Origin of the sequence: Pseudomonas sp. XWY-1 (assembly GCF_002953115.1) — a bacterium.
Classification (GTDB): Bacteria; Pseudomonadota; Gammaproteobacteria; order Pseudomonadales; family Pseudomonadaceae; genus Aquipseudomonas; species Aquipseudomonas alloputida.
In genome coordinates this window covers 5,204,664-5,216,248 of record NZ_CP026332.1, presented here as the reverse complement: position 1 = coordinate 5,216,248, position 11,585 = coordinate 5,204,664, and the positions used below count along the sequence as shown (strand labels likewise).

The window sequence follows — 11,585 nt, the reverse complement described above, 5'->3', positions numbered from 1 at the left end:
GCAGGCTGAAACCGCTACGGCATACCGGTAGTACTTACTGCTGGTGCTCACCGCGCTCGCGGGCGATGGCCCGATAGCCGATGTCGGAACGGTAGAAGCTGCCGTTCCAGCTGACTTCCTTGGCCAGGCGGTAAGCCTGCTGCTGCGCGTCGGCAACGGTGCTGCCCATGGCGGTGGCACACAGCACGCGCCCGCCGTTGGTGGTTACCTTGCCATCCTTGAGCGCAGTACCGGCATGGAATACCTTGCCTTCGATCTTGGCGGCAGCGTCCAGGCCGTTGATCACATCACCCTTGGCGTAGTCGCCCGGGTAACCGCCCGCTGCCAGGACCACGCCCAGGCTCGGGCGCGGGTCCCACTGTGCTTCGACCTTGTCCAGTGCCTTGGCGAATGCAGCTTCCACCAGCAGGACCAGGCTCGACTCCAGGCGCAGCATGACCGGCTGGGTTTCCGGGTCACCGAAGCGGCAGTTGAACTCGATGACCTTGGGGTTGCCCGCCTTGTCGATCATCAGGCCGGCGTAGAGGAAGCCGGTGTAGACGTTGCCTTCCTCGGCCATGCCGCGCACGGTTGGCCAGATCACCTGGTCCATCACGCGCTGGTGCACGTCGGCGGTAACGACCGGGGCAGGGGAGTAGGCGCCCATGCCACCCGTGTTCGGGCCGGTGTCCTGGTCGCCGACGCGCTTGTGGTCCTGGCTGGTGGCCATGGGCAGCACGTTGTGGCCGTCGACCATGACGATGAAGCTGGCTTCCTCGCCGTCGAGGAACTCTTCGATCACGACACGCGAACCGGCTTCACCGAAGGCGTTACCGGCCAGCATGTCACGCACGGCGGCTTCGGCTTCTTCCAGGGTCATGGCGACGATTACGCCCTTGCCCGCAGCCAGGCCGTCGGCCTTGATCACGATTGGCGCGCCTTTTTCCTGCAGGTAGGCCAGCGCTGGCTCGATCTCGGTGAAATTCTGGTAGTCGGCGGTCGGGATCTTGTGACGCGCCAGGAAATCCTTGGTGAAGGCCTTGGAGCCTTCCAGCTGGGCCGCGCCCTTGGTTGGACCGAAGCAGTCCAGGCCGCGGCTGCGGAACAGGTCGACCACGCCGATAACCAGCGGTGCTTCCGGGCCGACGATGGTCAGGTCGACGTTTTTCTCGGCGAAGTCGGCCAGTTGCTCCAGGGCGCACACGTCGATGGCGACGTTCTCGCACTTGGCTTCAATGGCGGTACCGGCGTTGCCCGGGGCAACGAAGACTTTCTCGACGCGTGGGTCCTGGGCGACTTTCCAGGCCAGGGCGTGCTCACGGCCGCCGCTGCCGATGATCAAAACTTTCATGTCAAAACCTCGATTCAAGTGATCCCGTGGCTTGCGCCGAACACTGTGGGAGCGGGCTTGCCCGCGAATGCGGCGGTGAATCCACCATCGTATTCGCGGGCAAGCCCGCTCCCACAGGATCTCGACTCGCCTCGGGATCCGCGTAATTAGTGGCGGAAGTGGCGCATGCCAGTGAAGACCATCGCGATGCCGGCCTCGTCGGCAGCAGCGATGACTTCAGCATCACGCATCGAACCACCCGGCTGGATCACGGCGCTGATACCCACTTTAGCTGCATTGTCGATGCCGTCACGGAACGGGAAGAATGCATCCGACGCCATGACTGCGCCCTGCACCTGCAGGCCAGCGTGCTCGGCCTTGATTGCAGCGATGCGGGCGGAGTTGACGCGGCTCATCTGGCCGGCGCCGACGCCGATGGTCTGGCGCTGCTTGGCGTAGACAATGGCGTTGGACTTGACGAACTTGGCCACTTTCCAGGCGAATACCAGGTCGTGGATCTCTTGCTCGGTCGGGGCACGCTTGGTGACGATCTTCAGATCATCGGCGGTGATCATGCCGATATCGCGGCTTTGCACCAGCAGGCCGCCATTGACGCGCTTGAAGTCCCAACCGGCAGCGCGCTCGGCTGGCCACTCGCCGCACTCCAGCAGGCGTACGTTCTGTTTGGCAGCCACCACGTCGCGGGCGGCCTGGGAGATTTTCGGGGCGATGATCACTTCGACGAACTGGCGGTCGACAATGGCCTTGGCGGTTTCGCCGTCCAGTTCACGGTTGAATGCGATGATGCCGCCGAACGCCGATTCGGTGTCGGTCGCGTAGGCCAGGTCGTAGGCTTTGCGGATGCCGCCTTCGTCTTCCGGTACTACCGCCACGCCGCACGGGTTGGCGTGCTTGACGATGACGCAGGCCGGCTTGACGAAGCTCTTTACGCATTCCAGCGCGGCGTCAGTGTCGGCCACGTTGTTGAATGACAGTTCCTTGCCTTGCAGCTGGACAGCGGTGGAAATGCTGGCTTCGCCTTTCTTGGCTTCTACATAGAACGCCGCGCTCTGGTGCGGGTTCTCGCCATAACGCATTTCCTGTGCCTTGACGAACTGGCTGTTGAAGGTGCGCGGGAATTCGCTGCGCGCCTCGGTGCTCAGGGTGTCCTTGGCCTGGTCGATGGTGCCCATGTAGTTGGCGATCATGCCGTCGTAGGCGGCAGTGTGCTCGAACGCCTTGAGCATCAGATCGAAGCGCTGGGCATAGGTCAGGCCACCGGCCTTGAGGCCTTCGACGATGCCGGCGTAGTCGCTGGCGTTGACCACGATGGCCACGTCCTTGTGGTTCTTGGCTGCCGAACGGACCATGGTCGGGCCGCCGATGTCGATGTTCTCGATGGCGGTCGGCAGGTCACAGCCTGGCTTGGAAATGGTGGCTTCGAACGGGTACAGGTTGACCGCAACCAGGTCGATCGGCTTGATGCCGTGCTCGTTCATGATGGCGTCGTCGGTGCCACGACGGCCGAGGATACCGCCGTGGATCTTCGGGTGCAGGGTTTTGACCCGGCCATCCATCATTTCGGCGAAGCCGGTGTAGTCGGCCACTTCCACCGCGTTTACGCCGTTGTCCTTGAGCAGCTTGTAGGTGCCGCCGGTGGACAGGATCTCGACACCGAGCTGCTGCAGCTCACGGGCGAATTCGAGGATACCGGTCTTGTCGGAGACGCTGATCAGGGCGCGGCGGACTGGCAGGCGGGTAGTCTGGTCGGTCATTTCGGGTTCCAATAACGCGGTGGAGTCAGCAAAAAAGGCGCCTCTGTTCAGGGAGTCGCCTTTTCTGGATGGGATTCTGGCTTACAACAAGTCGTACTGCTTGAGCTTCTTGCGCAGGGTGCCTCGGTTCAGCCCGAGCATCTCGCTGGCCTTGGTCTGGTTGCCCTTCACGTAGTTCATCACGCTTTCGAGCAGGGGCGCCTCGACTTCGGAGAGCACCAGGTTGTACACGTCCGTCACGGTCGCGCCTTCCAGGTGGGCGAAGTAGTTGTGCAGCGCCTTCTCGACGCTGTCGCGAAGGGTCTGGCCCTCTTCGCTCGGCGTGTTGAGGTGCTGTTTCAGGTTGGCGTTGTCGCTCACGGGCGTTGTTCCACTCACAAATGTCTCGGTCATCATCGTCATGCGGCCACCCCTTGTCCGTCCTCTGTCTCAAGGCTCTGTCGACGTTCGCTGAAAAACGCGCGAACGTTGGCGCACTGCGCTTGTGTGTCTTCCAAAGCGTTGAACCGGGCGCGAAACTCCTTGCCGCCGGGTCGTGTTGCCAGGTACCAGCCAACGTGCTTGCGGGCGATACGTACGCCCATCACATCGCCATAGAAGGCATGCAGCGCGGCCAGATGCTCCAGCAGGATGCGTTCCACTTCGTCCAGTTGCGGCGCTGGCAGATGTTCGCCAGTGCGCAGGTAATGCTCGATCTCGCGAAAGATCCATGGCCGCCCCTGGGCAGCCCGGCCAATCAACAGGCCATCGACCCCGGTGGTTTCCAGCACCGCCCGGGCCTTTTCTGGCGAGGTGATATCGCCGTTGGCAAAAACCGGGATTGACACCGCCTGCTTGATGGCAGCGATGGTGTCGTACTCGGCTTCGCCGGTGTACAGGTCGGCACGTGTGCGGCCATGCACCGCCAGCGCCTGGATGCCAGCCTGTTCGGCGATCTTCGCCACGTTCAGGCCGTTCTTGTTCGCCCGGTCCCATCCGGTGCGGATTTTCAGGGTCACCGGTACGTCCACGGCGCTGACCACGGCGTGGAGGATCTCGCTGACCAAGGCTTCATCTCTCAATAAAGCAGAGCCTGCGGCTTTGTTGCAGACTTTTTTTGCCGGACAGCCCATGTTGATATCGATGATCTGGGCACCCGCCTCGACATTGGCCTTTGCCGCCGCAGCCATCATCTGCGCATCGCCGCCGGCGATCTGCACCGAGCGTGGCTCGGGATCACCTTCATGGATGCGGCGCAGGCTCGACTTGCGGCTGTTCCACAGGCTCATGTCGCTGCTAACCATTTCCGACACCACCATACCGGCGCCCAGGCGCTGGCAAAGTGTACGGAAAGGCTGGTCCGTGACCCCGGCCATGGGCGCGAGGATCAGGTTGTTACGTAGTGTGTATTGGCCGATGCGTACCGCCGACATAGGTGATCCCTGTTGTGGGGCCGAATCTTGGAGTTCGAAAAAGGGTTGGCATGATACCCGCTCTCGATGACTGGATAAAGATGGATTTGGATAAAATCTGAACAGTTGTCGGCTTATGCCTTTGCGCTTCAAGCAGCAGGCGACAGGACGAAAAGCGGTCGCGGTTGGGGCTTCTTGTCTTGTCGCTCGCTGCTGGCCGCTTGTCGCCTACTCCGGCGAACGGAAGCTCAGGCTGTAATTCACGGCCTTCGGGCCAGGGTCGAGGATGTCCAGGGCAATGTGGATTGGCGTCTGGCTGGGCATTTCGCCACGCCCTGCCAGTTCGCCCGACAGGTACTCGCTGGGCTTGAAGCGACGGCTGGCGATCAGTTGGCCATTGAGGTCGGCGAAACGCAGTTCCAGCAACGGGAATGGCTGGGCGAACGGCGCGCGGTTGTAGATGATTGCGTCGACAATCAGCGCGCCCTTGAAGTCCGGGTGGCTGCGTACCACCAGATTGCTGCTCTTGATGCGTGCAATATCGACGCGGGTTGGCACCTGGCAACCGACCATCGGGCAGATCTGCTGGAAAATCGGCCGATACTGGTCCTGGCGGGCCATTTCGTCGAAGTGGAACCACACGTACTGGAACGCGAGCAGGCCGGCAGCCAGCAGGGTCAGAAAGCCCCACAGCAGGCGCTTGCCCCAGTTGGGTGCGGGTTTTTCCCAGCCTAGCTGCAAGGGGTCGTCGACCACATCGACCAGCGGCTCCTTGCGCGAGGGGCGCTCGGGTTTGCCGGCAAGGCCTGGTTCCAGGCGCTCTCCGGGCAGCGGCTCGACGGGCTCGTCGTCATGCGCCGACAGGCGCAGCGCCAGTGGCTCGTCGTCGCGGGCGCTCAGGCCCGTTTCCGGGGTTTCGTCATCGCTGATACGCAGCGGTTCGCTGAATGCGGGCTGGTCATCGCGTTCGGCCGCACGGTGCACGGGCGGCTCGCCATCGATGTCCAGGTCAAGGTTGCTGCCCAGGGTAGGCTCGGTGCGTTCGCCGGGTGCAGGCTCCAGGTCGAGCTCCAAAGGTTCCGGTTCCAGCAGCACCGGGGTAGGCTCTGCCGGTTCCTGCGGCACGTAGGGCTCATCGGTAGCCGTGCCGAAAAGGTCTTCTGCGTGCTCGTCCGGGTGAAGTTCATCGCGCCGTGCCTGCAGCTTGTCATCCTGGCTGGCCGGGTGGGTCGGGGCCGGTTGGCCGCGACGCTCCAGGCGCTCCAGTTCCTTGTCGAGGTCGAGCTCGTCCAGCGCCTGGGCAGTCAGCGCCCAGTCCTGGTCAGGGGGGGTACCGCGTACGCTGGTGGCAGGCTCTTGCGCCGGTTCGGCCAGCGGCTCGGCAGGCACTGTAGGTACCGGTGCCGGCACCACGGGGGCGCTGGTGGTGGCGGCGCGGTTTTGCTCCAGCAGCTGCTTGGCGGCATTGAATACCTGCAGGCAGTGACCGCAGCGCACCACGCCACGGGCCACGCCCAACTGGTGGTGGGTGACGCGAAAGCTGGTCTGGCAATGCGGGCACTGGGTGACGAAACTGTCGGTCATGCGGCGATCCGGGAGCTGTGCAGAAAAGTATTCTAGGCCCGCTTAGCGACGCCGACCACTGATGCGCACCCAGCCGTCGCGCACGACGATCGGGTCCAGTTCAAAGTCGGCGGCATAAGCGGCGGCCACGTCTTCACCTTGCTCGGCGAGGATGCCCGAAAGCGCCAGCAGGCCACCTGGGCGAACCAGGCCGGACAACTGTGGCGCCAGCGACACCAGCGGGCCGGCGAGGATGTTGGCAACCAGCACGTCGGCCTGCATCGCCGGCATGTGCTCGGGCAGGTACAGCGCCAGTTTCTCGTCGGCAATGCCGTTGCGTTGGGCGTTGTCGCGCGAAGCCTCGATGGCTTGCACGTCGATGTCGGTGCCTACCGCTTCGCGGGCGCCCAGCAGCAGCGCAGCGATGGCCAGGATGCCCGAACCGCAGCCAAAGTCCAGCACCTGGGTGCCTTCAAGCTGCTGGCCGTCGAGCCATTCCAGGCACAGGGCCGTGGTGGGGTGAGTGCCGGTGCCAAAGGCCAGGCCCGGGTCGAGCAGCAGGTTCACGGCGTCCTTTTCCGGGGCATCGTGCCAGCTGGGCACGATCCACAGGCGGCGGCCGAAGCGCATCGGCTGGAAGTTGTCCATCCAGCTGCGTTCCCAGTCCTGGTCCTCGATCACCTCGGCCTGGTGCTCGGGCAGCTCGGCGCCGGTCAGCAGGCGCAGGTGGGCGAACACCTGTTCAGGGTCGGCATCGGCCTCGAACAGCGCCAGCAGGTGAGTGTGCGACCACAGCGGGGTGGTGTTGAGGTCTGGTTCGAAGATCGGTTGATCTTCGGCATCCATGAACGTGACCGAGACGGCGCCTACTTCAAGCAGCGCATCTTCATAGGTTTCGGCTTGTTCCGGGCTGATGGCCAGGCGTACTTGCAGCCAGGGCATGGCGGGCACCTTTGATAAATCGACAGGGGCAGCCCTAGGCTGCGCGAAGGCTGGCAGTTTACGCGAGTGCGGGGGATTTGTGGATCGGGGGCTGCACAGCAGCCCCCCGGGCATGTATCAGACAAAACAGAGCGACAGCGACTCGGCTATATAAGCAGGTTTCTCTTCACCCTCAATCTCCAGTGTGGCAATCGCCTTGAGTAGCCACTGCCCCGGCTTTTTCTCCACCACCTCGCCCAGCTTTACCTTCAGCCGAACCCGGCTGTCGACCTTGACCGGCTGAATGAAGCGCACGCTGTCCAGCCCGTAGTTCACCACCATCTTCAGCCCTTGCGGCAGGACGAGGATGTCCTCGATCAGCTTGGGGATCAGCGACAAGGTCAGGAAACCATGGGCGATCGTGCCGCCAAACGGGGTTTTTGCCGCCTTCTCGGGGTCGACATGGATGAACTGGAAATCGCCGGTCGCCTCGGCGAACAGGTTGATGCGCTGCTGGTCGATCTTCAACCACTCCGAGTGGCCCAGCTCCTTGCCAACGTACTGCGAAAGCTCTGTAACCGGTACATGGGGCATCGCGGACTCTCCGGGTTGTCTGTTGGTACGAAAGTACAAGATCAGCACGGCGAACCGTTTCAGTCAAGTTGCCCGCTTTTCGGCGAATATCGGTCTACAGCCGAGCGTGCTTATAATGGCGGCCATGCCCGAGGGAGATGCTTATGCTGTTGCGTGGTTTGACCTGGCTGGTACTGTTCCAGCTGCTGGGGACGGCGATCAATCACCTGTTCGTGCCGTTTTTACCCGGGCCGATCATCGGCCTGTTGTTGCTGCTGCTCTTCCTCATGGCCCGCGGTGAGGTCGGCAAGCCGCTGAACGAGGCCGCCAGCAGCTTGCTGCGCTATCTCCCGCTACTGCTGGTGCCGCCGGCAGTCGGGGTGATGGTATATGCCAAGGACATTGCCGCCGACTTCTGGGCGATTGCCGGGGCCTTGCTGATCTCCTGTCTGGTGACCCTGGTGTTCGTCGGTGTGCTGATGCAAAAGCTCATCCAGCGCCAGGGCAAGCGTGAGGAGCAGCCATGATGCTCGACTGGCAGGGCGCACTCGATGCGGTCATTCATCACCCATTGTTCGGTATCGGCATCACGCTGGGGGCCTATCAGGTAGTGCTGGCAGCCTACGAGAAAACCCGCTGGATCTTCCTGCAACCTGTATTGGTATCGATGCTGCTGGTGATCGGTGTGTTGCTGCTGTGCGGCATCGATTACAGCGAGTACCGCAAAAGCACCGAAATCATGAACATCCTGCTGGGGCCCGCTACGGTGGCCCTGGCTGTGCCGCTCTATCTCAACCTGCGGCGTATCCGCCAGCTGTTCTGGCCTACATTTACTACGCTGGTAGTCGGAGGCCTGTTCGCCACGCTCTGCTGCCTGGTGCTGGGTTGGTGGTTCGGTGCCGAGCACATGATCCTGATGACCATGGCGCCGAAGTCCGTCACCTCGCCGATCGCCATGCTGGTGGCTGAGCAGATTGGTGGCGTGGCAGCCCTGGCGGCAGTGTTCGTGTTGATTACCGGGGTGATCGGGGCGATCTTCGGCCCGGCGTTGCTGAGCCGCTTCGGCGTGCACAGCCCTGAGGCGCGCGGCATGTCGCTGGGCGTGACCGCACACGCAGTGGGCACTTCGGTGGCCCTGCAGGAAAGTGACGAATGCGGCGCCTTTGCCGCGCTGGCGATGAGCCTGATGGGAGTGGCTACAGCGGTGTTCCTGCCGCTGGCAGTCAGCCTGGTGGCTTGAGGAATTGTGATGACGCTACCGCTGTTTCCGCTCAATACCGTGCTGTTTCCTGGCTGCTTTCTCGATTTGCAGATTTTCGAGGCGCGCTACCTGGACATGATCGGGCGCTGCATGAAGCAGGGCGAAGGGTTTGGTGTGGTGTGCATCCTTGAGGGCGAGCAAGTCGGCAAGGCGCCGCCGGTGGTCGCCTCGATCGGCTGTGAAGCGGTGATCCGCGACTTCGTGCAGCAGGATAACGGCTTGCTGGGTATCCGCGTCGAGGGCGTGCGGCGCTTCAATCTGGAAAGCTCCGAGGTGCAGAAGGACCAGTTGCTGGTGGGCCAGGTGCAATGGCTGCCGGAGCAGGCCGACAGCCCGTTGCTGGAAGCCGATGACGACCTATTGGCGCTGCTGGTAGCTCTGGGTGAGCACCCCATGGTCGAAGCGCTGGGCATGCCGCGGCCGGTGGACGGGCGTCAGGCGCTGGCCAATCAGCTGGCGTACCTGTTGCCGTTCATGGAAGAGGACAAGCTGGACCTGCTGACCCTCGATTCGCCACAGCAGCGGCTGGGCGAGATCCAGAAGCTGCTGGAGCGGATTCAGGGTGAGTTGTTCGCCTGATGGTTCTGTATTGCCTGTGCCGGCCCCTTCACGGGTAAACCCGCTCCTACGACAAGCGCGATCCCCTGCGTAGGAGCGGGTTCACCCGCGAATAGGCCGGCACAGGCAACATCAATATTGATACCTGACCAACGCCTGCGGCAACGCATGCATGGCGAAGAACGCCAGCAGCGCCACGCATGCCGGCAACACCAGCCACCACACCCGCAGCGGCAGGGCTGGCAGGGTCTGCTGGCGTTGCACCAATGTCAGGCTGAGTGCGCACACGCAACAGGCCAGCAGGGCCCCGGCCAGGATATCGGTTGGCCAGTGCGCCCCCAGGTACACCCGCGACAGGGCAATCGCCAGCGCCGGAATGCACCCCAGCATCACCCAGGTCAGGCGCATGCGTGGTGGCTGCCCACGCCCCGCCAGTACGGCCATGACCAGGAAGAACGCGAACGATGCCGAGCTGTGCCCGCTGGGCATGCTGTAGCTGGTCAGTGGGTCGGTCAGTACTTCCGGCCTGGCCCGGGCAAATAGCCATTTCAGTGTGCCGTTGGCGATCGCCGTGCCCATCAACGCGCCCGCCGCGAAAAATGCGTGTCGCCACTGACGGGCAAGCAGCAGCAGGCCGGTCAGCAGGGCACCGAGGAACAACTGGGTGCGGAAATCGCCTAGCCGTGTCACCAGCACCACGGTGCTGTCGATGGCCTGGCTGCGATGCTCCTGGACCAGTGTCATCACGCCTTGGTCGAACTCATGGAAGTAGGGCCAGCCGAGGAATACACCGGCCAGGGCGATGAAGCTGAGCGCGGCAACCAGCCGGGTGCCGTGGCGCTGGTCACGCAGGCTGGTATTCAGGCTCAGGCCGATCAGCACCGCGAGGGCGCCGGCTATGATCCCGGCGTCCAGCCAGAAGCCTTCCGGCAGGGGCAGGCGCATGGCGGCGCCGGTGGCCCAGCCGGGCAGCAGGTAGGCGACCGACCAGCCGGCGCCCGCCAGCAGGCTGACGGCGATGAAGCGCGGCAGGGGCATGTCGAACATGCCGGCGACCATTGGCAGCATCGGCCGCAGCGGGCCGATGAAGCGGCCTACCAGCAGGCTGGCGATGCCATAACGCTGGAAGTAGCTTTCGGCGCTGCCGATCCATTCCGGATGGTGGCGTAGCAGCGGCAGCCGGCGAATGTTCTGGTGGAAGTACTTGCCCACTGCGTAAGACATGGCGTCGCCCAGCAGGCCGCCGAGAAAGCCGAGGAGCAGCGTTTCGCCCAGGCTGAACGTGCCGTTACCGGCCAGTACCGCAACGGCGAACAGCAGTACGGTGCCCGGCACGATAATGCCGGCGATGGCCAGGCATTCGATGCAGGCCACCAGGAAAATCGCCAGGCCAAGCCACTGCGGGTTGGCGCTGAGCCAGCCGGTCAGGCTGTCGAGCCATTGGCCCATGTTCAGCTTCCTTGTTCGAGAATGAAGAAATCACGGCCTTCGACTTGGCCGCGACGTAACGGGTTCCGTGTGCAGAAACGGGCGTACTCGGCATCGACGAAGCGGTACGGCAGGTGCTCGTCGCGCCCGTGCGGGATGCCCAGGCGAGCGGCCTGGATCACCCGGGGCACGGCGTTGCCGCAGTCCTCGACGTACAGGCGTTCGGCGTCGAAACGCTGGGCGTCCCAATGCGGCACTTTCAGGCCCAGGGCCCGGCATAGCAGGGTCTGGCCGGCGCACAGGCGCTCTTGCGGGCGGATATTGCCGCTTGCATCGGGGTTGTTCAATTGCATCTGCGCCAGGCTGTCGGGCCCCGAGAGGGTGTCCTGCCAAGGATAGGCAGACTTGATCAGCACTGCGTTGCCCGGCCCGTGGGCGCTGAAGTTCAGCGAATCGCCGCCGCGGGCGTAGTACATGTAGATGTGCCCCCCATCCAGGAATAGCGCCTTGCGTTTTTCGGTGTAGCCGAGCGAAGCGTGGCTACCTTTGTCGGAAAGGTAGTAGGCCTCGGTCTCGATGATCCGCGCGGCCAGCCACAGGTCGCCGTGGCGGTGACGGATGACCTTGCCCAGCAGGGCCTTGGCCAGGGTCTGGGCGTCGCGGTCGAAAAAGCTGTCGGGCAGGGCTGGCATGCGGGGCAGTTCGTGGCTGGAGAGGCGGGGATGATAGCAATGAATGGCTTAATCGAGGCTGAATCGGATGGTGATGTGGGCAGTGCCGGCCCTTTCGCGGGTAAACCCGCTCCT

The 11,585-nt window shown here is 63.4% G+C and carries 12 protein-coding genes; 3 read left to right on the top strand and 9 right to left on the bottom strand.

The window, feature by feature from the left end:
- Positions 1–34: 34 nt before the first annotated feature.
- From purD to PRJ_RS24385, 7 genes are all read right to left on the bottom strand, one after another.
- Positions 35–1,330 (bottom strand): phosphoribosylamine--glycine ligase, encoded by a 1,296-nt coding sequence (gene purD, locus PRJ_RS24415; RefSeq protein WP_003249685.1) that lies wholly within the window; start codon positions 1,328–1,330, stop codon positions 35–37.
- A 146-nt stretch (positions 1,331–1,476) separates the two neighbouring features.
- A complete protein-coding gene (gene purH, locus PRJ_RS24410; RefSeq protein WP_003249687.1) occupies positions 1,477–3,084 on the bottom strand; it encodes a bifunctional phosphoribosylaminoimidazolecarboxamide formyltransferase/IMP cyclohydrolase in 1,608 nt (535 codons plus the stop codon).
- Between the two features lie 81 nt (positions 3,085–3,165).
- Positions 3,166–3,486 carry a DNA-binding transcriptional regulator Fis gene (gene fis, locus PRJ_RS24405; RefSeq protein ID WP_012274390.1) on the bottom strand — a complete coding sequence of 107 codons (321 nt, stop codon included), beginning with the start codon at positions 3,484–3,486 and terminating at the stop codon, positions 3,166–3,168.
- Positions 3,483–4,496: a tRNA dihydrouridine synthase DusB gene (gene dusB, locus PRJ_RS24400; RefSeq protein WP_003249695.1), complete on the bottom strand. Its 1,014-nt coding sequence runs from the start codon at positions 4,494–4,496 to the stop codon at positions 3,483–3,485. The genes fis and dusB overlap by 4 nt, the downstream gene beginning before the upstream one ends.
- Positions 4,497–4,703: 207 nt before the next feature.
- Positions 4,704–6,059 carry a DUF3426 domain-containing protein gene (locus tag PRJ_RS24395; RefSeq protein ID WP_104962619.1) on the bottom strand — a complete coding sequence of 452 codons (1,356 nt, stop codon included), beginning with the start codon at positions 6,057–6,059 and terminating at the stop codon, positions 4,704–4,706.
- Positions 6,060–6,101: 42 nt separating this feature from the next.
- Positions 6,102–6,980, bottom strand: a complete 879-nt coding sequence (gene prmA, locus PRJ_RS24390) for a 50S ribosomal protein L11 methyltransferase (protein WP_003249700.1) — start codon at positions 6,978–6,980, stop codon at positions 6,102–6,104.
- A 117-nt stretch (positions 6,981–7,097) separates the two neighbouring features.
- Positions 7,098–7,553 (bottom strand): MaoC family dehydratase, encoded by a 456-nt coding sequence (locus PRJ_RS24385; RefSeq protein ID WP_010955428.1) that lies wholly within the window; start codon positions 7,551–7,553, stop codon positions 7,098–7,100.
- Between the two features lie 143 nt (positions 7,554–7,696).
- Between PRJ_RS24385 and PRJ_RS24380 the strand changes: the two genes are divergently transcribed.
- The 3 genes from PRJ_RS24380 to PRJ_RS24370 are packed head-to-tail and all read left to right on the top strand — an operon-like array spanning position 7,697 to position 9,372.
- A complete protein-coding gene (locus PRJ_RS24380) occupies positions 7,697–8,059 on the top strand; it encodes a CidA/LrgA family protein (RefSeq protein ID WP_049586734.1) in 363 nt (120 codons plus the stop codon).
- The gene (locus PRJ_RS24375) at positions 8,056–8,772 is read left to right on the top strand and encodes an LrgB family protein (RefSeq protein WP_004576852.1); all 717 of its coding nucleotides are present in this window, start codon (positions 8,056–8,058) and stop codon (positions 8,770–8,772) included. Before PRJ_RS24380 ends, PRJ_RS24375 begins: the two co-directional genes overlap by 4 nt.
- Before the next feature lie 9 nt (positions 8,773–8,781).
- Entirely contained in the window at positions 8,782–9,372 is a 591-nt protein-coding gene (locus tag PRJ_RS24370; RefSeq protein WP_003249708.1) for an LON peptidase substrate-binding domain-containing protein, read from the top strand.
- 111 nt (positions 9,373–9,483) lie between these two features.
- On the opposite strand, the gene PRJ_RS24365 is transcribed toward PRJ_RS24370, so the two are convergent.
- Positions 9,484–10,800, bottom strand: coding sequence for a bifunctional DedA family/phosphatase PAP2 family protein (locus tag PRJ_RS24365; RefSeq protein WP_104962618.1), 1,317 nt, complete (start codon positions 10,798–10,800; stop codon positions 9,484–9,486).
- Positions 10,801–10,802: 2 nt separating this feature from the next.
- Positions 10,803–11,471, bottom strand: coding sequence for a DNA-3-methyladenine glycosylase (locus PRJ_RS24360; RefSeq protein ID WP_010955424.1), 669 nt, complete (start codon positions 11,469–11,471; stop codon positions 10,803–10,805).
- Positions 11,472–11,585 lie beyond the last annotated feature (114 nt).